The sequence below is a fragment of the Ensifer sp. 38_S197 genome (assembly GCF_056924495.1).
Genome location: NZ_JBXOVZ010000001.1, coordinates 1,557,661 through 1,577,657, shown reverse-complemented (window position 1 = coordinate 1,577,657; position 19,997 = coordinate 1,557,661). Strand labels below are relative to the sequence as shown.

General features: G+C 60.4%; 15 protein-coding genes and 3 pseudogenes. 3 read left to right on the top strand and 15 right to left on the bottom strand.

The window, feature by feature from the left end:
* Positions 1–157 precede the first annotated feature (157 nt).
* From AC1Z3V_RS07395 to mtnK, 11 genes and pseudogenes are all read right to left on the bottom strand, one after another.
* On the bottom strand, positions 158–514 hold the full coding sequence (locus AC1Z3V_RS07395; RefSeq protein ID WP_483498119.1) for a homocysteine S-methyltransferase family protein: 357 nt from the start codon (positions 512–514) through the stop codon (positions 158–160).
* A 4-nt stretch (positions 515–518) separates the two neighbouring features.
* Entirely contained in the window at positions 519–848 is a 330-nt protein-coding gene (locus AC1Z3V_RS07390) for a type II toxin-antitoxin system RelE/ParE family toxin (protein ID WP_483498118.1), read from the bottom strand.
* Positions 845–1,121, bottom strand: a pseudogene (locus AC1Z3V_RS07385) (type II toxin-antitoxin system ParD family antitoxin). Before AC1Z3V_RS07385 ends, AC1Z3V_RS07390 begins: the two are co-directional and overlap by 4 nt.
* 588 nt (positions 1,122–1,709) lie before the next feature.
* Positions 1,710–4,034 carry a rhodanese-like domain-containing protein gene (locus AC1Z3V_RS07380; RefSeq protein ID WP_483498117.1) on the bottom strand — a complete coding sequence of 775 codons (2,325 nt, stop codon included), beginning with the start codon at positions 4,032–4,034 and terminating at the stop codon, positions 1,710–1,712.
* Positions 4,035–4,217: 183 nt separating this feature from the next.
* A pseudogene (locus AC1Z3V_RS07375) lies at positions 4,218–4,353 on the bottom strand (transposase family protein); the annotation flags it as partial.
* 106 nt (positions 4,354–4,459) lie between these two features.
* Positions 4,460–5,239, bottom strand: a pseudogene (locus AC1Z3V_RS07370) (hypothetical protein); the annotation flags it as partial.
* A gap of 184 nt (positions 5,240–5,423) precedes the next feature.
* On the bottom strand, positions 5,424–6,554 hold the full coding sequence (locus tag AC1Z3V_RS07365) for a RuBisCO large subunit C-terminal-like domain-containing protein (RefSeq protein ID WP_483498116.1): 1,131 nt from the start codon (positions 6,552–6,554) through the stop codon (positions 5,424–5,426).
* Complete coding sequence (locus AC1Z3V_RS07360) at positions 6,554–7,555, bottom strand: transketolase family protein (RefSeq protein ID WP_429809200.1); 1,002 nt, start codon at positions 7,553–7,555, stop codon at positions 6,554–6,556. Before AC1Z3V_RS07360 ends, AC1Z3V_RS07365 begins: the two co-directional genes overlap by 1 nt.
* 2 nt (positions 7,556–7,557) lie before the next feature.
* A complete protein-coding gene (locus AC1Z3V_RS07355) occupies positions 7,558–8,493 on the bottom strand; it encodes a transketolase (protein WP_483498115.1) in 936 nt (311 codons plus the stop codon).
* Positions 8,490–9,593, bottom strand: coding sequence for an S-methyl-5-thioribose-1-phosphate isomerase (gene mtnA, locus AC1Z3V_RS07350; protein WP_483498113.1), 1,104 nt, complete (start codon positions 9,591–9,593; stop codon positions 8,490–8,492). The genes AC1Z3V_RS07355 and mtnA overlap by 4 nt, the downstream gene beginning before the upstream one ends.
* Positions 9,590–10,861: an S-methyl-5-thioribose kinase gene (mtnK, locus tag AC1Z3V_RS07345; RefSeq protein WP_483498111.1), complete on the bottom strand. Its 1,272-nt coding sequence runs from the start codon at positions 10,859–10,861 to the stop codon at positions 9,590–9,592. The genes mtnA and mtnK overlap by 4 nt, the downstream gene beginning before the upstream one ends.
* A gap of 146 nt (positions 10,862–11,007) precedes the next feature.
* On the opposite strand from mtnK, the gene AC1Z3V_RS07340 reads away from it, so the two are divergent.
* From AC1Z3V_RS07340 to AC1Z3V_RS07330, 3 genes are read left to right on the top strand one after another with little or no spacing between them, the layout of a single operon-like run.
* Positions 11,008–12,525 (top strand): sugar ABC transporter ATP-binding protein, encoded by a 1,518-nt coding sequence (locus tag AC1Z3V_RS07340; RefSeq protein WP_483498109.1) that lies wholly within the window; start codon positions 11,008–11,010, stop codon positions 12,523–12,525.
* On the top strand, positions 12,522–13,571 hold the full coding sequence (locus tag AC1Z3V_RS07335; RefSeq protein ID WP_483498107.1) for an ABC transporter permease: 1,050 nt from the start codon (positions 12,522–12,524) through the stop codon (positions 13,569–13,571). The genes AC1Z3V_RS07340 and AC1Z3V_RS07335 overlap by 4 nt, the downstream gene beginning before the upstream one ends.
* A gap of 50 nt (positions 13,572–13,621) precedes the next feature.
* Entirely contained in the window at positions 13,622–14,665 is a 1,044-nt protein-coding gene (locus tag AC1Z3V_RS07330) for a substrate-binding domain-containing protein (protein WP_483498105.1), read from the top strand.
* A 314-nt stretch (positions 14,666–14,979) separates the two neighbouring features.
* Here the strand turns inward: AC1Z3V_RS07330 and AC1Z3V_RS07325 are convergent, their stop codons facing one another.
* From AC1Z3V_RS07325 to AC1Z3V_RS07310, 4 genes are all read right to left on the bottom strand, one after another.
* Complete coding sequence (locus tag AC1Z3V_RS07325; protein WP_483498103.1) at positions 14,980–15,216, bottom strand: hypothetical protein; 237 nt, start codon at positions 15,214–15,216, stop codon at positions 14,980–14,982.
* Between the two features lie 83 nt (positions 15,217–15,299).
* Complete coding sequence (locus AC1Z3V_RS07320) at positions 15,300–17,354, bottom strand: bifunctional aldolase/short-chain dehydrogenase (protein WP_483498101.1); 2,055 nt, start codon at positions 17,352–17,354, stop codon at positions 15,300–15,302.
* A 56-nt stretch (positions 17,355–17,410) separates the two neighbouring features.
* Positions 17,411–18,388 carry a sugar-binding transcriptional regulator gene (locus AC1Z3V_RS07315; protein WP_429809184.1) on the bottom strand — a complete coding sequence of 326 codons (978 nt, stop codon included), beginning with the start codon at positions 18,386–18,388 and terminating at the stop codon, positions 17,411–17,413.
* A gap of 474 nt (positions 18,389–18,862) precedes the next feature.
* On the bottom strand, positions 18,863–19,816 hold the full coding sequence (locus AC1Z3V_RS07310; protein ID WP_483499589.1) for an SDR family oxidoreductase: 954 nt from the start codon (positions 19,814–19,816) through the stop codon (positions 18,863–18,865).
* Between the last annotated feature and the right edge of the window lie 181 nt (positions 19,817–19,997).

Sequence of the window (19,997 nt, the reverse complement as noted above, 5' to 3'; positions counted from 1 at the left end):
CGCGCACCACGATTTGCGATTCTGCGAAAGGCGCCGAGGAGTGTCGGCACTAGACGCCTGAAAACACACTCGACCAGTCGTTTTCCCGGACCTAACTCCCTTAGGCTCTCTGCTCTTCATAGCGTCGGATGGAGAAGTCTCGCGCTGATTTACTGAGCTAATTGTGCCTTCGGGCGGCTTCGCGGTTCTGGCGAAGGCTGCGGATAGCATCGATGTGTTCCGGCCCGATACCGCAGCATCCGCCCACAATCGTCGCCCCGTCCAGGCCGACCTTGAAGACTTTATAGCGCGGTTCGATGGCAAGGACTTGAGCCAATATCCCTTGTTCGGCTACGACGCATATCTGTCTGAGGTGGGAGAGAAAGTCGATCGAGGATCCTTCTTCAAGGAATGGCTCCGCTTCCGCCCCCGTTAGATTGCAGCGCACCTCGCCAAACCAAACCCGACCAGCAAATCTTCCGCCTTGAGTGAATACGAACCATGGCCCACCAATAGCTTCGATGGGAATGTCCAAGCGGTCAGTGATTGTTCGGCTCCAGCATCCATTGCGGAATGTCTTGCTTGGCATGTAGCACGCGCCACACATCGACATGATCTGGCTGGTCGCGATAGAAAACGAGATAGGGATATCGCTTCAAAGAGACGCTCCGCAGGTCAGGCAATCCCAATTCGTATGCATACCGCAACGATCCGGCCTCCGGATGGCTTGCGATCAAAGCGTACGCCGCTTGAAGTGCGTCAATAAATCCGAGGGCGACCTCGGTTCCTGCTTCGCGTGCATAATAGTCAATGGCCGCCTCGACGTCGCTGCGCGCCAACTGCCGCGGGATAACAGTCTTATTATTCACTTGCTGTGCTGACCACGAACTCGATCGCGCAGACTGGTGAAATATTCCGCGTCGATCGGCTCAGTTGGTGCGGACGAGGCTCCGTCAATCAACAGCCTTCGTAACGCGAGGCGATCTTGATCTCGACGTATCAACTCCCGAATATACTCACTACTTGTCCCATAACCCCGTCCGGCGACTTGCTCATCGACGAAGCTCTTAAGATGGTCCGGCAGGGAAATGTTCATTGTGCTCATGCAAAGTGACCATACCGGCTTTGGCAAAAATTGGCAAGATCGTTCGCTTTCCCTTCAACAACGAGACCGCGCCGCAATGCCGAATCCGCGGCTTGCCAGTGACGGCATTCGCCAACATTACGGCAATCGCGACTGCGATGGTTCTGTTTGGACTGTGGCATATCTGGCCCTATTGGATGCGCATTCGAGCACGCAAACCGTGAGGTGTCGAAATGAAGAGCGGGTACTTAAGGCAGCCACGTCGAGACGAAGTCCGAATGGCATCACGTTTTTTTTTGCCGACTAAAGAGCGTAGGCCGCTGGTCGTGTCATTTTCCGTTGATGCCGCTATGGACGCGCAGGCAAACGAAAATGACATGGTCGCTCGGTCCAGGGTTCGGCATTTGCCCTGATTGCGTGAGATCGTCTCATCGAACCTTCAAAGCCACGCACCGAAATCACGTTGACGCGGAGCTCGATGCGGATGATAGATCGCCGCGATAAAGAGAGGCGCGGAATATGACAGAAGAACAGCACGACGCTGCCGAGAACCTTCAAGAACCTGGGCTGCACGCCCTCGGCAGGCCGGAGGAGATCCCCCGAAGATCAAGCCGGCGCACGTTTTCGGGGCTTTGGTTTTATGTGACTATTGTACCCCAAGCGACCTCCTGACCTCAATCACAACTGGATAGTCCTCGTCGTCCCACTCCAAATAACCGCCGGCAAAATAGTAGATGTGTGTGTAACCCCAGGCGATCGCCTTGGCCGACGCGTAGGCTGCATAGGTGCAACTCTTGCCCTGACAATAGAAGGCGACCTCGCCTTCCTTCCGCGCTACCTTGGCAAGGCTTTCCTTGGATAGGCCGGTCACGAGCGATAGGTTGACGGCCTTGGGGATATGGCCATTGTCATAGTTGAGCGGAGCCCGCACATCGATGAAGGGCACTCCACGTGCGAGGAGCGCCTTTGCTTCTATCACATCGACCTTTATCGTTCTGTCGATACTGAGTTCGCCTTTCCTCAGCGTCAAGAACTTCACGTAATCGTCAAGGGCGAGGTCTGTGCCTGCCCCCTCAGGCAATCCGGCCTTTCGGAGCCCTTCCTGCAGGCGCGCAATGTAAGGCCTGTGGTAGCTGAGCACGCTACCATACCAACTGAACCCGCTCTCCTGGACGGTGAGCGGATCGCCTAAAGAAGACATAGCTAACTTGTTGTACTTGTCGACAAGCGCCCGAATGCCGTCGATGCGTCCGAGGTGTCCATAGCTCGCAATCAGAGTCGCGTAATCCGCCAACAGGTCGGAATTCCTTTCGACCAGGCGTTCAAAGGTGTCCACGGCTTCGTCGTATTTTCCCTGGGAGAAAAGCGAGATTGCCAGCATGCGCAGCGTTGCCTGCGTGGGATGGGGATCAAGCCTCATCGCCAGGCGGGCCTGCTGTTCCGCCTCCGCCGCGTGTCCCGTCGCATTAAGTATCTGCGCCATTCTGACATGATTGTCGGGATCATTCGGCGCAAGCTTCATCGCCCGGTCGATGGCAGCGAATGCCTCATCATAGCGCCCCTGCTGCGCAAGCAATTGCGCCGATATCGCATAGGCAAGCGGCGTTGGTTTCTCCATGGCCTTGGCAAGATTTCTGGTCAGGTTCCTGGAGGCGCTCTCCCTGCGGGAAAAATTCCAAGATAAGACGCTCGCCCGCCAGTTTGCTGCCGCCAGCGATGCATAGGCGCGGCTATAGTTCGGATCGATGACTATGGCCTTCTGGAAGAACGCAGTGGCCCTGACTGTTTCCGCCTCGCTGTCCCGACGAAGATGCTCCCAGCCCCGCAATAAAGTGTCGTAGGCTTGCGGATTCTCCGTTTCAGGTATCGCTGCGACGTTTTGTTCGGCATTCGTCAGCTTTACGGAGAGCGTCGACACGATCTGACCGATCACCCTATCCTGCAGCTCGAACACGCCGCTCATTTCACCATCATAGCGCTCAGCCCAGAGGTGGTGTCCGTCGATCGCATCGATCAACTGGGCATTGATCCGAACATGGTTTCCTTCTCTGCGCACGCTGCCCTGCAGGATGTAATGGACGCCCAGATCCTCGGCCACCTGCTGTACCTTAGTGGGCCTGCCCTTGTAGGTGAAGGTCGAGTTGCGCGCGATCACGAAGATGCCGGAGAGTTTCGAAAGTTCGGTGATCAAGTCGTCGGTCATTCCGTCGGCGAAATAGCCCTGCCCCGCATCGGAGCTCAGATTGTCGAATGGCAGAACGGCGATCGAGGGCGATTGGGGTAGCGGAAAGGCCATCCGCGCAACGGACGCCGCATCGGCACTCTCGCGCCTCTGTGCCAGCCACGCTACCGGAACACCTACCAGGAGCACGAGGACCAAAGCTGCCGGGATTTTCCACTGGCCGAAGCTCTTGCGGTTGAAGCGCCGAAACCGTGCATTTCCCTCGAACCTCACCCGGTAGACACGGACGGGCCGCTGGATGTTCTTCACATGCTGCTCGCCGATAAACTCCAGTGGCAATTCGAATTTGCCCTGCAAGTGATCGAAAGCAGTGCCGGATACGAACAGGCCTCCCGGTTCACACATCTGTTCAAGGCGCGCCGCGACGTTGACGCCATCGCCAAGCAAATCATCCCCGTCGACAACGACATCGCCGAGATTGATGCCCATGCGGAGGAGAAGTCGGCGCTGGATTGGAACATCCCCTTGACGTGCCGCGGCCTTGTTTTGTGACGCGACCGCGCAAGCCACGGCATCGACGACGGAGCCAAACTCCACGATCGCACCATCGCCCATGAGTTTCACGATGCGTCCGTGATATTCCTCCATGAAGGGATCGAAGATCTCGGAACGCCATGCCTTGATCGCTGCTAGGGTCCGGGCCTCGTCGGCTTCGATGAGTCGTGAATAACCAACAATGTCGACGGCAAGGATCGCCACCAGCCGCCGCTCTACGCGAACTGCTTCCATAACCACCTCTCCCTAAGGTGTAGAAGGCTTCGCTATTTGCGTCGGTAGAGGCGGAACTCCCAGCCTCCTAAGCTCCGAAGCTACACTTGTTTCCTCTCCCGTGCCAGATTTATTGCCTAGTTCGCGACGTTGCGGGCGGTACCTCGCAATGCTGACGATACAAGTTGGAGTCGAATGGTTCTGATGTGCGCACCGCCAGCGGGTTAACTGAAGCTTAACGGTTACGGTCTTACCTTGGACCCGCAGACCTTGAAGGCTTCGATTGGACCAGCCATGCCGATTGCGAGCCCGCCGGCCCGCAATCAGGGCGACGGCCGAGGATTTCTTCGATCGCGGCCAGACCGTTGGCCCTAGCTTGGAAAGGAAATGGCCTCGTCTTCGCGACGAACGGCCGGTTCCCGCCGGGAGTGGGAAAAAGCTGGGGGTTAGGTTGCGAGATTGAGTTTTGCCTGTTTGAGACGGCCGTCCGCGACGGCGGCTCGGACTTGAGGAACCCGATGAGCGCCGATCGGTGTCCAACGCATTTGCCGCTTCTTACTCATACGGGCATTGACGAGGCTATTGGCGGCACTTTCAGCCGGCGAACTGGATTATCGGCTGACCGGACCAGTAGCGCCGACAGTAGTTGACGATCGAAGCTGCGTTCTGCCCCAGGTAGGTGCCAAGATTGTTGATCAGCTCGTATAGGCGCCTGATTTTGCTGGGGGCGTCGCGAAATCCGGGATGCTGATCCAATGGGACGAGCATCTACTTCACGGCTTCGCTTGCCTCTCGGACATATCCGCTCCAGAGGAGATGCCGAGCCTGGACGCGTGGACCGCGACGTTTCGCAGATAGACATCCAGATTTTGCAGATGCCTGGCGCCCTCCCAGGCCTGCCCAATGTGCCGCAGCCGCATCGATAGATGAAACCAGTCGAGAATATGCGTGACGGGCTGGCGTGTTGCGCTAAGGACGATGCTCTGCAGCCCGATCTCTCCGTCGCTAAAGACAGTGACATCTGGGCCAGGCAGACATGCTTGCGCGCGCATCGCCGCGCGAACGATATCGTGTTTGCCGGTAGCGATATTCGGCCCACCGGCAAACTGACGCGGTGCTTGGCCTTGCGCAACAACGCGTCCCATCGCCATCTCGAAATGCCAGCTTTGACAACCGGGAACCGCGCGAATATAGGCGCCATCAATGAAAACGGAAACGGGAGATTGCCGGCGCGACTGATACAGAGATAACAGCAATGCTCGCCGGATACGACTCCAGGCCTGCTCGGGCCACGTCTTCGGCAAGACAAAAGCCTTTGTTCAGGCGCCAATTTCAGGACGGACGCTCCACCATCCGCGTCAGCTCCTGCTTTCACTCGTCGCGATGTTCTATTCTCAACCCGGCTCGCGTTCAATCAGTCCCCTCAGGATCGACCGCGGCGACCAAACGGCGACACGCGTCAACCAGGTTGGACTCTTGGAGCAGCGCACCTCCGACAAGATACATTACGTCCCGTCCGTAGGCTTCGCGCATCTCCGGTACACACTCAAACGTCATGCCGCCGCCGGGCGCGGCTACGATTGCCTTCGGCCCACCCATGTCAGCGGCACACGCCCTAGCAATCGATAGGCACTCCTTGCGCGTGAAGCCGAAGCGCCCGCCGAAATTCGGGTAGATCACCGCGTCCGCACCCATGAGGCGATGCAGAGTGCCGAAGTAGGCCCGGTGAGAGAAGCCGCCATCGGGTGAGACCACGTTTGTACCGGAGAAAGCCGGGTGCGTGACGATGGGGAGCGCGAATTCCGGATCGGCCGCAAGCGTGCGAATGACGTCGTAGCCGGCCAGCGCCGGCGCCACCATCACCGCGCCGGCACCAGCCGTCTGGGCTTCTTTCGCCCGGTCAAGTACGGCATTCGCCGGCCCCGTGACATTCGGCACAAAGCTCGCCTTGCCCCCGCTTTTGGAGTTCGCTTCCCCGACCACTTCGACGCAGGCTTTCAACCGTTCGGCAAAGGGCGCCGTCTTCTGGTCGACAAGGCCGTGATCGTCCTTGATGAAGTGCATGCCGCCGAGCGCAAAATCACCGGCAAGGCGGGCGAGCGCCGACGTCGAAAGCCCGACGGGTTTGATCGCCGACATGAGCAGCGGGCTTTCGCCAATGCCTGCCCGGGCGCGCAGCCCTGCGATGCCGTGGCGAGGGCCCTTGCAGAGCTCGAGGATTCCGGGTGAGGGAAGAATATCTTCGACCCTGAGACCGGGCTTGATGGAGCTGTTGCCGAAGACGATGTTCAAAAACTGAAGGAAGTCGCCCCCGACATCATCCTCTGAATAGGAGATGGAGGCGAGGTAGCCTTCGCGGCCGTTTAGATCCTTTTCAAGCGCTTCTAGCCGGCCGAGGATCTCGTCTTCAACGTAGCCTTTCGGAACCGCATTGCGCGGGATCTCGACGGTCTGCTCAAGCGCGATGTCGAGCGCGCGCGCCTTGGCCTCAGCGGCGTCCTGGGCGCGGATGAAATAGGTGACGGTGAAACGCGGAGCCACTAGAGCGCCTCCGCTTTTTGCGCCGAATGAACATGGTCGATCCGGACCTCCACCAGTTCATCCTCGGTGATCACAAGCGGCTTGCCTATGAGGTCGCTGATCGCGGCGACGAGTGCCCCTGCGTCGAGCCCATATTTCTTCATGAGGTAAGGCTTGGAGGCGCCATGCGCGAAGGTATCATGGAGGCCCAGGCGCTTCAGGCGGACACCCAGGCCCTCTTCAGCAAGGATTTCCGCAACCAGCGAGCCAAGGCCACCGACGATGGTGTGATTTTCCAGCGTGACGATCCCCTTCTTGCCGCGCGCAGCTTTCAGCAGGCCCTCGCGGTCGAAGGGTTTCAGGGTCGAAGCGTGGAGGTGGGAGATGCCGATCCCATGCGCTTCGAGAGGCTGGATGGCGCGCAACGCTTCTTCCGTGCAGACCCCTGAGGATACGACGAGAATGTCGTCGCCTTCGGACAGGACGCGCAGCTTGTTGAACTCGAAAGGTGTCGAGAAGAGACGGGGCACCTCGCCGCGAAGCACGCGGACATAGACCGGCCCCTCGATGCTGTCGGCCACTTCGAGCACCGTTTCCACCTCGGTCGCGTCGCCGGTCTCGAGGATCGTCATGTTGGGCACGGCCCGTAGAACCGCAACGTCCTCGATCGCCTGGTGGGTGATGCCGCCGGGGGTGGTGATACCCGGCAGGAACCCCATTAGCCGTACCTTGCGATTGGAATAGGCGATGGAGTTGATGAGCTGGTCGTAGGGACGGCGGTAAAGGAAGACCGAGAAGGTGTGGATGAACGGCCGGTAGCCCTCCATCGCAAGCCCGCCGGCGAAGGACAGCATGTTCTGCTCGGCCATGCCAAGCGAGAGGAACTGCATCGGATGCCGGTCGCGGAAGCCGTCGACTTCGCAGGAGGAGGTCAGATCGGCCGATAGGCAGATGACCTCGGGCCGAGCGGTGGCAAAGGTCTCGAATGCCCTGGCGTAGGGACGATTGACGATCTCGACCATGTTCAGGCCTCTTCCATTGTTTCGATGTCGACGCCGAGTTCGGCTGCCAGCGCCGCCTGCATTTCGAGCCGCTCCTCAGCACTTTTGAAGCGGACGTAGTGAAGGCGCGGGAAGCGTTTCTTGAGGAAATCCATGCCCTGATAGGGCGACGTATTGGCGAGAATGACCAATGGCTTGCCAGGTTCGGCACTCGCGGCCGCCATTCTAAGCGCGCCGAGGTCGTGGCCGTCCACTGATCGGCAGGTGACGCCGAAGGCGCTGATGCGAGCTTCGAGATCGCCAAGGTCCAACACGGAAGACATCGCGCCGTCGCATTGCTGGCGGTTCACATCGACGATGACGCGGATGTTGTCGATGCGGTGATGGGCCATCGCGGCAAGGCATTCCCAGGTCTGTCCCTCCTGGAATTCCCCGTCCGACATGTAGACCCAGACCTTGCCCGGCTCACTTTTTTGCAATCGCGCAAAGGCGACACCGGACGCCATGGAAAGACCCTGCGCGAGCGAGCCGGTCGTCACTTCCATTCCGGGGCTGTGTTCGGCGCCGATCATTTCAACCGAGCTGCCGTCCTTGTTGAAGTGATCGAGCGCGTGTTCGTCCATGCGCCCCATTTCGATCAGCGCCGAATAGATGACGAGCGCATAGTGGGCGGGCGAGATGAAGAAGCGGTCGAATTGCGGACCGACCGATCCATGATAGCCGGCGCCGGTGAAAGCATCGGGATTGTGGGCTGAAGGCACACCACGGAAAGGCAGCGGCACCTTCGGCAGCGTTGGCGCGCCCAATGTCAAGAGCTCGTTATAGAGCAGCGCAAGACTCTCCGCGGCCGAACAAGCCTGGCTGAGATAGCCGCCATTGTTCTTCATGGTGTGGAAGAAGACGCGCCGACGAATGCCGAGCGCGATATCCTCGGTGGAATTCCGGTTCGAAAGGGTCATCGTCTCTCGCTCCGTTCCGGGAAAAGCGCCCTCAGGCCTTCAGGCGACGGCGTCGCGATGCCGCGCTCGGTGATGAGGCCGGTGATGAGGCGGGCCGGCGTGACATCGAAGGCCGGGTTTGCCGCGGGGCTGCCTTCCGGCGCGATGCGCACGCTGGCAATCGTTCCGTCAGCGGCGCGCCCCTGGACGAAGCTCACTTCGTCGGCGGTCCGCTCCTCGATCGGAATTTCCTTGACCCCGTCATGAACCGTCCAGTCGATCGTGGGAGAGGGAAGGGCAACGTAGAAGGGTACGTCATTGTCACGCGCGGCAAGGGCCTTCAGATAGGTGCCGATCTTGTTGCAAACATCGCCATTGGCTGTTGTCCGGTCAGTGCCGACGATCACCATATCGACGTCGCCGTGCTGCATCAGGTGCCCGCCGGCATTGTCGACGATGAGCGTATGTGGCACACCGTGACCGTTCATTTCCCAGGCGGTGAGGTAGGCGCCCTGATTGCGCGGTCGAGTCTCGTCGACATAGACATGCACCGGAATGCCTTCTTCGACCGCCATGTAGATCGGCGCCGTCGCAGTGCCATAGTCGACGGTCGCGAGCCAGCCGGCATTGCAATGGGTGAGGATACGGACGGGTTCGCCGGGGCCCTTTTTGGCCGCGATCTCGCGGATGATCTTCAAGCCGTTTGCACCGATGGCGCGGTTGAGTTCGATGTCTTCCGCAGCGATCTCCGCGGCGCGTTCATAGGCCGCCTTGGCGCGCTCGTTTTCCGGCAGTGGACGGAGGTGATCGCGCATGGCGTTCAAGGCCCAGCGCAGGTTGATCGCGGTCGGGCGGGTTTCATTGAGCTCTTCCCAGACCGCGTCGAGATGGGCGTCCGAGGGATCGTTCGCCATGGCGATCGCAATGCCATAGGCGGCAGTGACGCCGATCAGCGGTGCGCCGCGCACCCACATGTCGTGAATGGCAACGGCCACATCCGCGACGGTTTCCAAGGTCACGACGCGAAATTCGTGCGGCAGCCAGCGCTGATCGATGATGTCGACGGACCGGCCGTCCTCGTTGAGCCAGATCGTATGGTAGTGGCGTTCTCCGACTTTCACGCGAGTGTCTCCTTCTGAAGGCGTTCCGCGACTGCGCGGATGTCCTTGAGGCCATGGATATGATGCCGGTTGACGGCGAGGTGACGCCCGAGCTTCAGCGCCTTGGTTTCGCAGGCGGCACGACGGTCGGGGTCGGCGATGGCTTCGAAATCGGCGTTGTGGGCGAGGCCCAGGATGCGGCGGTGCATCTCGACGCCGGCGAAACCGAGCATCTCTCGCCAGATCTCGTCCATGACGATCTCAAGCGCCTGTTCTGCGCCGAAGGGATCGTTACGGTCCTCAAAGAGGCTTGCCTGGTAGAGAATGCCCTTGCGCTCCGTCCGCCACAGATTTGCGAATTCGGCACGGAAAGTCTCCCAGATCACTTCGATCGTATCGAGCAGATAGGTACGCATGCCGTCCCGGGCGCTGGCTGCGTTCTCGTGCCCGCCTTGCGAGAAATAGCTCATCCAGAAATTGGCGAGCAGCATGCCGACGTCAAAGCTGATCGGTCCGTAGAAAGCGAATTCCGGATCGATGACGCGGGTCTCGTCGTCGGTGACCATCACCGAGCCGGTGTGGAGGTCTCCATGGCAAAGTGTCTCGGCCTTGGCCGAGAAGAGGTGCTTCAACCTCTGTGCCTCGACCTTGAGATCACGGTCGGCGCGAAGCGCCGCAACGATCGGATCGAGCTGCGGTGTCGTGTGCCGATTGAGCTTGGCCTCGAAATAGGGATCGGAAAAAACGAGGTTTTCCGTGATGTCGCACAGTTCAGCGTTGTCGGCAAAAAGTGCGAGGTCGGCCTTCTTCTCGCGTGTCGCCATGGAAAGATCCGAGCCGCGAAACAGTGTACGTGCGGTAAAGAGGCCCAGATCGCGGCCAATCTTCGGCAGCTGCCGGCCGTCGATCAGCGCACGCCTGAGGATGACGTGCGGCGTCAGGTATTCCATCGCGATGAGGGCTTGCGCCTCATCGAAGAAGAAGATCTCCGGCACGAGACCCGGATCGCGCGCTGCTTGGCGCACCAGCGCATGGTATTCGAAGAACGAACGTTTCAGCGGCAGAGGCCAGCTTTCACCGACGAGGCGCACATAGGGAAGCGCCTGCTTGATGATTGCCGCGCCCTTGTCGCCTGTCACGATGAAGACGAGATTGAGGTTGCCGTCGCCGACTTCCTTGACCTCCCAGCACGTGGAATCCGCGCCGATCTTTTCCCGAAACACAGCATTGCCGCCGAGCTTCAACGGCAACGTCTCGGCGCTCAGCGCCTCGAAGACTTGCTTGTCCATGTCGTCCTCCTCCAACGCATGGCGCCGCCTCCACTGCGCGCAGCCATGCCGTGTATAGGCACAACTAATGCGGCATTCAGTCAAATGTCAATGGCCTTGACATTTGACTGAAGTCCGTCTTAACCTGCCTTCATCGGGAGGAGAGAATGAGCGAACAGGCAGTGTTTCGCGTTGAGGGCGTGCGCAAATCCTTTGGGCCAGTACCTGTGCTTAGAGGTGTGGATCTCGACCTCAAGGCTGGAGCGGTTACCGTCCTCATGGGCGCGAATGGTGCTGGAAAGTCCACGCTCGTGCGCATCTTGAGTGGCGTCTACACGCGGGATGCCGGCACGATCGTGCTGGCCGGTGCGTCCTTCGAGCCCGCGACGCCCGCCGAGGCGATCCGCGCCGGTGTCGTGACGGTGCACCAGAACATCAATGACGGCGTCGTGGCCGACCTCGACGTCGCGACCAATCTCACGCTCGATCGATTGAATGGAAGTGGCGCACGGCTCTTCTTCAACCCCCGCCGCGTGCGGCGGGAAGCGGCTGCGGTTGCTTCCCGAATGGGCCTTGCGATCGATCTTGGCGCCAACATCAACGACCTGACGCTCGCAGACCGCCAGATGGTGGCGATCGCCCGCGCCATGGCGCATGAGCCGAAGGTGCTGGTCCTCGACGAGCCGACCTCATCGCTGTCGAGCGCCGAGGCCGACCGCCTTTTCGATCTCGTCGACCGGTTGAAGGCCCGCGGCGTCGCCATTCTCTATATTTCGCACCGCATGTCGGACATCCGCCGACTTGCTGACAGCATCGTCGCGCTCCGCGACGGCCGCATTAGCGGCCGTTTCGAGGGACCGGAACTTGACTACGAAGGCGCCGTCAACGCGATGCTCGGCCGCAAGGTTTCGGCAGGCGCCGTTGCCCTGCGCAAGGCCGGTATGCCGATCTTCAAGGTGCGCGGTCTCAAGCTATCGGAACAGTCGCGTCCGTTTGATTTCGACCTCGGCGATGGGGAAATTGTTGCGGTCACCGGCCTCGTGGGAGTCGGCAAGACGGCGCTCGCCGAAACCTTGTTTGGAGCGCGCGCACCGTTTGCCGGCGATATGGCTCTCGACGGTGCCGGCTACGCACCGAGGAGCACCGGCCAGGCTATTGCCCGCGGCGTCTTCCTCGTTGCTAAGGACCGGAGCGATAGCGGCATCGTGCCTGACTTCAACATCTACGAGAACATCAGCCTGCCGTTCCTGCGCCGGCTCTCCCGGTTCGGCGTTTCGAGCCGGCAGGCAGAAAAAAACAAGGCGCGCCAGCAGATCGCATCTCTTGGTGTCGTCTGCCGCAACGAACGTGATGAGTTGCAGACGCTTTCGGGCGGAAACCAGCAGAAGGTGATGGTCGCACGCTGGCTTTCCGAGCCTTCGCGCCTTCTTATCCTCGACGAACCCTTCCAGGGTGTGGACATCGCCGCCCGCCGCGACATCGGTGAGAAGCTGCGCGCGTCCGCTGCCGGGCGGGCCACAATCCTGTTCCTGACGGAACTCGATGAAGCCTTCGAGGTCGCCGACCGCATCCTCGTCATGTCGGAACAGACGATCGTTGGCGAACATCGCAACTCCGACATCGACGTCGAGCGGCTGCTGTCGGAGATCGCCGGTCAATTCTATCAACAGGTGCATGCGTCATGAGCAGTGAACAGAGCAAATCCGCAGCTCCGGTTGCGGTCCTTTCGAGTGCGTCGGGCTTCCGGGAGGCGGCGATCAAATACGGCTTCCTGGTGCTTCTGGCCGGGCTGGTCCTCTATTTTTCGCTCGTGACCGGCGGGTTCGCTTCGCCTCAAAGCGCTGTCTTCATCCTACAGTCCGTATCGATCACTGGCATTCTGGCACTGGGCGTGACCGCGACGCTTGTGGTCGGCGGTTTCGACCTTTCGATCGGCTCCGTTGCGACGACGGCGATGATGGCCTCATCCTATGTGATGGTGGTCATGGACGGGGATGCGGTAACGGCAACGCTCGTCTGCCTCGCGATCGGCGTACTGGTCGGTCTCGTCAACGGCATCATCATCGTCTACATGCGCGTGCCGGATCTCCTGGCGACGCTTGGCATGATGTTCCTGCTGCTCGGCCTTCAACGAATTCCGACGGAAGGCCGTTCGATCGCCACCGGCATGACGATGCCGGACGGATCCGTCGCTGACGGCGCCTTCAGCCCGGCCTTCCTTGCACTCGGCCGCCATCGCTTCGATTTCATTCTGCCCAATCTCGTGCCGGTCTCGGTCGTGGTCCTGATCGTGCTGGCGATCCTGATCTGGTTCTTCCTCGAATACACGCGTTTCGGCCGGATGATGTATGCCGTCGGTTCCAACGAGCGCGCTGCCGGTCTCGCCGGCGCCCCGGTCAATGCCTACAAGATCTCGGCTTACATCATCTCCGGCGTCTTCGCCTCGATCGGCGGTATCCTGCTTGCCGCCCGTCTTGGCCGCGGCGACATCGCCTCCGGCAACAATCTGCTGCTCGATGCCGTTGCCGCCGCGCTGATCGGCTTCGCAGTCCTCGGTGCCGCCAAGCCGAACGCCTTCGGTACGGCCATCGGCGCGCTTTTCGTCGGCATCCTTCTGCAGGGTCTGACGATGATGAATGCGCCCTACTATACGCAGGATTTCGTCAAGGGCGCGGTGCTCGTCATCGCCCTGATCTTCACCTTTGCGCTCTCTAAAAGAGGCAAACGCTGAGGGAGTGTCCTTCGGCGGATAATAAAAGTTCACCAGTGGAGGAGACTGACATGAACATAACTCGCAGAAGCCTGGGCGGGTTGACGCTCGGGTTATTGGGTACGGCCGCATTCGGCGTGCCGTCCTTTGCCGCCGACATGCCGAAGCCGTTCGACAAGCCGGGCGACGTGAAAATCGCGCTCGTCCGCTACCTTTCGACCGGCGACTTCTTCCAGTCCTACCTTGCCGGTGTCGAGGCCCAGGCCAAGGCGCTCGGCGTGCAGCTCCAGGTCTTCGACAGCCGCCAGGACGCCGCATTGCAGGCCGACATGGTCGACCAGGCGATCGCGCTTGGCGTGCAGGGCATCATCATCCAGCATGGGCTTACGGAATCCATGAAGGAAGCCGCGCAGCGCGCCGTTGACGCCGGCATCAAGGTTGTCGCCTTCGACGTCAACGTCGAGAACGAGAAGATCCCGCAGGTCGAACAGTCCGACCGAGACCTCGCCCGTCTTGCGCTCGAGCAGGCCGTCAAGGACAACGGCGAGAGCTTCAAGGCCGGTTACGTCTATGTTGCCGGCATCGCGCCGCTCGATCGCCGCGATGAGACGTGGAAGGAATTCAAGGCGAAGTACTCCGGCATCGAGGAAGCCGCCCAGTTCGGAACGATGGACAATCCGATTGCCAATTCGGTCGCCAATCAGGCCCGCGCGGTCATCTCGGCGAAGCCCGACATCACCGTGATGTTCGCGCCTTACGACGAATTCGCCAAGGGTGTGAAGATTGCGGTCGACGAGGCCGGGCTTTCCTCGAGCGTGAAGATCTACTCGGCCGACATCTCGACGTCCGATATCGCAGCCATGCGTGAATCTGGTTCGGCCTGGACCGCGACTGCTGCCACGAATCCGGCCGTCGTCGGTCAGGTATCGGTTCGTTCGCTCGCCATGCTTCTCGCCGGCGAAGATCCTGGCCGCCAGGTCATCGTGCCGCCGACGCTGATCACCCAGAAGGACCTGAATGATCAGGACATCAAGAACATGGAGGAACTCGGCGTGAAGCTGCCCCAGTTCGCCCATGCAGAGGTTGCCATGCCGGCGTGGATGCCGAAGCCCTGATTTTGCGAACGGCGGAATGAGGAAGGGGCGGCGAGTGTGCCGCCCTTTTTGTTATGGAACACCTTCGACGCGGGCCCTCCATCAGCACAACGGGAAAGGGCACATTCTCCGGTATCGGGATCATCACGATTGTTAGCCGCTTCAGCCCCATACCGGCGTGGAAGGATTCGACGTTGAAGCTGGCAAAGGCCTGGAAACGCGATACGCCCTGCGCCGACGCCGCGCGACAGCACTTTTTGAAGATCAGGCGGCCGACACCCTGCCGCGCGCACCGGGGTCGATGGCGAAATGGCTTCGATGCGCCAGCCCCTCGCTTATCCGCCCGGAGTCCGGCTCACCAAACGTCCAGCCACGCCGCGCGCGTCGCCCGCATGTTCCACCAAGTAGAGTGCTTTCGAGGTCAGCAGGTCGAGTTTCGCCTTTGTCATCAGAAGCAACGCCACGATCAAACCGTCCTTTTCATAGGCCGTTGCCATCACGGTGGGGTCGGATCGGCCAAGGCGGGTTTTCGCCTGGGAAGCATCCCCTGCGATGGTCTGTCTGATCTTCATTTTCCGCCCGTTCGAGTTGCCCTTGCCGGTCGGCGAGGGGTCGGAGCACATTTACATGCACTCCGATCCCAAGACCAAGGCGCTCAGCGCATCGCTGCCGCGATATTGCCACCATCCACGGTCGTCACGTCCGCAGTGGTGCGCTCCGCGAGGGCGTGGTGTACGAAGGCGCGAGCCACATCCTCCGCCGTTACTTCGAGGCCGAGCAGGTTGCCGCCCATGTAATCCTTGACGGAGAGGCCGCGAGCCGCTGCTCTGTTGGCGATCATTTCGTCGTTGAGCAGGCCCGAGCGGATGCGATCGGCATTGACTGCATTGACGCGAATATGGTCGGCGCCGTGTTCGAGCGCATATTGCCGCGACAGGAACAGCGTGGCCGCCTTCGGCAATCCGTAGGCGCCGAACTTTGCGCCCGGATTGACCGCCTGCTTGGAAGCGTTGAAGAGCAGTACGCCGCCGGTCTTTTGGGCCTTCATGATACGCACGGCATTCTGCGCTACCGATTGGTGGGCGAAGAAGTTCAATTCGAAGCTGCGGCGCAGCAGGGCATCGTCCATCGTGGCAATCGGGCTTTCCCAGGCAGCACCAGCGTTGGAGACGACGATGTCGACACCGCCAAAGGTCGCAACCACCTTGTCGAAGGCGGCGCGAACGGATGCGGGATCGGTGATGTCGCAGGCGAGGCCGATCGAATTGTTGCCGGCGGATTTCGCGACCGCGGCGGCTTTCTCTCCATCGAGATCGAGCACGACCGCATGGGCGCCTTCCGCAACGAAGGCCTTGACGATTGCCGCGCCAATGGCGCCGGCACCGCCGGTGACGAGCGCGACCTGGCCGGTAAACGGCTTCGGCTTGGCGCCGGCGAGCTTCGCTTGTTCCAGCGACCAGTATTCGAGGTCAAAAAGATCCGGACGGCTCACCGGTTCGAACCGTCCGACGCTCTCGGCGTCGCGCGCCGCCTCGATCCACATCTCGCCGACATCGACCGCAATCGTCGCGTCCTTGTAGGTCCGGCCATGGCCGAACATGCCGAGCCCCGGCACCAGCGTCAGCCGCGGCATCGGATCGAGCATTATGCGCTTGACGCCGTCGCGGGCGTCGTTGCTGCGGAAATACTCGGTGTAATCAGCGGCAAAGGCGGCGACGCGCTCGTCGATCACGGCCCGGTAGCTGGAGAGATCGTCCTTGGCCGTCGCCGGAAGCACCATCGGACCCGTCTTGATACGGATGGAAAGGTCGGGCGTTGAAACGCCCCTGGCGGCCATCTCCTGAACCTGCGCCGCGTTGACGAAGTCGAGGATTTCAGGCGAGGAACGGAAGACGCTCACCATCCGCTCATAGCGGCCCTCGCCCTTGTCGACGGCAACGGCGCCGCGCAGCATCGGCGCAATGTCTATTGCACTCGGAAGGTTGGCGGGTAGGGCAGCCGGCGTGAACGGGTTGCGCCCCTTCGCCTTAACATGATCCTCGGCGACGCCGACATAGTGGATCATGCGGTCATAGGCTTCCTTGGCCGTCTCGCCGAAGGTGAAGATGCCGTGCTTGTCGAGGATCAGACCTTCGACCGTCGGGTCCCGATCGAACACTTCGGCCGCCGCCTTGGCGAGCGCAAATCCCGGCATGATGTAGGGCACGAAGCCCATCTTCTTGCCGAAGAGCTCGCCGCACATCTCGCGGCTTTTCGCCTGGTCGGCGATGGCGAGGATGGCGGTCGAATGCGTGTGGTCGACAAACTTGTGCGGCAGGAAGGCGTGCAGCAGCGCTTCCACCGACGGATTTGGAGAGGCGGGATCGATGAGATTGGCGCGCAACAGCGTCACCATGTCTTCGTCAGAGAGCTTTTCGAGCTTGCGGCTCTTGAGCAAGGGGGTGATCTTGACGGCAGGCAATCCTGCCGGCTCGATCGTGCCCATGTCCCAGCCGCTGCCCTTGACGCAGAGAACAGTGTGCGTGTCGCCGACGAGGTCGGTAATTTCGGTCTTAACCGAAGTGTTGCCGCCGCCGTGCAGAACGAGGCGTGGCTCGCCGCCAAGCAGGCGCGTCGTATAGGTGCGCAGCGCCAGATCGCGGTTGATGCCCTTCGCCAGATAGCCCGCAACGACCTTTTCCGCCTCGTCGTCGCGCCATAGATTTTCCATATATTCAGCCTCCCGATAAACCGGCCAGCCGGTATCGGCGGACCCAAACACGAAGCTCAGGCCTTGCCTGAGCCGCTCTTGCCAAGCCCTTCGCGGCTCCAGCGATCCAGCACACGCCGCGCCATCGACTCCGTGACGACGAGGTGCGAAGCAAATCCGCCCTTCAGAGCCGCCATCAACGGTTCAAACTTGCTGTCCTCCTGCACCACCAGCATGCGCTTCTTGATTGCGCGAATGGAATCGAGGTCGGCCGAGATGCAGCGGCGATTATGCTCGCAGTCCATCCATTGACCGTCGCGATCGATGAGCTGCCCGGCGATCACGCCGGCCGCACCCTTTTCGCCCATCGCATGCATGTCTGCTGAAGAAAGCGCACCGCACTTGACGAGATGGCTGTCATCCTCAATGCCACCGACGGAATAGAGTGCGAGCCCACAGTCGGAGATAGTGCCAAGCTGCTCCTTGATGACAGGTTCGCCGCGAAGCTCCTGCGCAAGCCGCTCTGACGAAAGAACGAGCGGCGCATAGAAGTTTATGCCTTCCGCGTTGAGGCGGCGGGCAATTTCAGTGGTGCACTGGTCGGGACGGTAGGAATAGGGTGCGCCGAGGTTGCCGCAGAGCTGTACCACCGTGACGCCGCGCAAATCGGCAAAGGGCATGACGTCGGCGATGTTGTAGACGGTACGGCCCCAGGCAACGCCAACACGGTCGCCCTTGTTGATGAGTTCGAGGAAGATTGAAGCCGCGACAACCGGCATCTCGGCGGCCGGATCGATGACCTTGTCCTCAGGCACGAGCCAGGCGCTCGTGAGGCCTATTGCATCCTCAACCTCGCGTGCAAGAACATCGTGAGAAAAGAGTTCCGTCGAGGTCGCGATCGTAACCATACCCATCTCACGGGCCTTGCGCAGATAGAGCGTGACGGATGCGCGGGAAATATCGAGCCTATCGGCCACTTCGTCCTGGCGCAGTCCATGCGCATAATAGAGCCATGCGGCCCTGTGGATGAGCTGATCGGTGGCACGGGGCGGCATGACTGGTCTCTCGCAAGGTTATTTTGACATAATTCATCAATGATGACAAAAGTCAACATGATAGTGCTGTGGACCCCAGAGCCCGTGCCGGATCACCTCTTCCCGTCAGGATCGATAACAATTAGCAGATCACAGCCGTGACATGGCGCCTGTTGCACGGACGTGTTGATCGCGCCATCCGGGATCTCGAGGGGGCTGTTGGCACGGCTGAGGCCCTCGCAGCAAGAAGGCGTTTACTCGCTCGCAAGGCTTCACAGCCTCGGTTCGCAACTCTATCCGGCCATCTTAGCGAATCGTCGCTCTTGTCCATCATCTGAACGCGCTGCCACGCAAGTGCCTGGGTTACCGCAGCCCGCCGAGGTCTTCATGGCGCATTTGCGCGAGGGAGTTGAAGTCCGACGAAGACGATGTCAGTCCTGTCCCTAACGCCTTGAGTAGACTTGAACCAGACACCCCGAATTGCACACAGAGAGATCAGTAACCGCCAACGATCGGCAGGATCTCGCCGGTGATGTAGCTCGACATTTGTGAAGAGGCGAGAAAGACGTAGGCCGGAGCAATCTCCTCTGGCTGCGCGGCACGCTTCATCGGCGTATCCGAACCGAACTTCTCCACATCTTCCGCCTCCTTGTCCGATGGATTGAGAGGCGTCCAGACCGGGCCGGGCGCGACGGCGTTCACGCGAATACCTTTGGACACGAGCTGTGCCGAAAGAGCACGGGTGAATGCATGAATGCCGCCCTTTGTCATGGAGTAATCGAGAAGCTCCTTCGACCCGGTGAGACCCGTGACCGATCCTGTGTTGATGATTGCCGAGCCGTTCTTCAAATGAGGAATCGCGGCTTTTGCCATGTAGAAGTAGCCGTAGAGGTTCGTTTTCAGCGTTTCGTCAAAGTGATCGTCGGTAAGGTCCTCGATGCCCTCCGTGTGAACCTGAAACGCGGCGTTGTTTACGAGGATGTCGAGGCGGCCGAGCTGCATCACGGTCTTTTCCACTGCCTTGCGGCAGAAGCTTGCATCCTTAATGTCGCCTCTGATCACAAGGCACTTGCGTCCCTCCTTCTCGACAGCAGCCTTGGTGTCCTCTGCGTCCTGGCGTTCCTCGAGATGCACGATTGCGACATCCGCCCCTTCACGAGCAAAAAGGACCGCTACCGAGCGACCAATGCCGGAGTCGCCCCCCGTGATCAGTGCCACCTTGTCTTTCAGCTTGCCTGAGCCCTTGTAAAACGGGGCATCATACATGGGCGCGACAGGAAGATCGGCCTCTGAGCCTGGCTTGTCCTGATGCACCTTTGGAAACGGCGGCTCCGGATAACGGCGAGCACCCGCCTGCATGGCTCCGGAGGTCTTCGGCTTTTGCTTCTTGTCGGCCTCTTCCACCTGCTTCTGGATTTCGCGCTGCTTGTGACCGGTTTCGGACTTCATTGGAACCTCCTTTGATGGAACAGGTAAAACGTTGGGCGGGCAAAAAGGTTTGGACGAGGTTTGCTCGATCGCATGCTCGACGTCCTCGCTTAAGTTTGCGAACGGCAGCGTTGTGTCCGCATTTCGGACGTCAGGGGCATGCGGGAAAACTCTCAAGAGCCTTGGCGGGGACCGCGACGGC

Coding starts and splice junctions, on each gene's coding strand:
- AC1Z3V_RS07380 (WP_483498117.1), bottom strand. CDS start 4,034: ATGGAAGCAGTTCGCGTAGAGCGGCGGCTGGTGGCGATCCTTGCCGTC.
- AC1Z3V_RS07360 (WP_429809200.1), bottom strand. CDS start 7,555: ATGGTCGAGATCGTCAATCGTCCCTACGCCAGGGCATTCGAGACCTTT.
- AC1Z3V_RS07355 (WP_483498115.1), bottom strand. CDS start 8,493: ATGACCCTTTCGAACCGGAATTCCACCGAGGATATCGCGCTCGGCATT.
- mtnK (WP_483498111.1), bottom strand. CDS start 10,861: ATGGACAAGCAAGTCTTCGAGGCGCTGAGCGCCGAGACGTTGCCGTTG.
- AC1Z3V_RS07340 (WP_483498109.1), top strand. CDS start 11,008: ATGAGCGAACAGGCAGTGTTTCGCGTTGAGGGCGTGCGCAAATCCTTT.
- AC1Z3V_RS07335 (WP_483498107.1), top strand. CDS start 12,522: ATGAGCAGTGAACAGAGCAAATCCGCAGCTCCGGTTGCGGTCCTTTCG.
- AC1Z3V_RS07330 (WP_483498105.1), top strand. CDS start 13,622: ATGAACATAACTCGCAGAAGCCTGGGCGGGTTGACGCTCGGGTTATTG.
- AC1Z3V_RS07325 (WP_483498103.1), bottom strand. CDS start 15,216: ATGAAGATCAGACAGACCATCGCAGGGGATGCTTCCCAGGCGAAAACC.
- AC1Z3V_RS07320 (WP_483498101.1), bottom strand. CDS start 17,354: ATGGAAAATCTATGGCGCGACGACGAGGCGGAAAAGGTCGTTGCGGGC.
- AC1Z3V_RS07315 (WP_429809184.1), bottom strand. CDS start 18,388: ATGCCGCCCCGTGCCACCGATCAGCTCATCCACAGGGCCGCATGGCTC.
- AC1Z3V_RS07310 (WP_483499589.1), bottom strand. CDS start 19,816: ATGAAGTCCGAAACCGGTCACAAGCAGCGCGAAATCCAGAAGCAGGTG.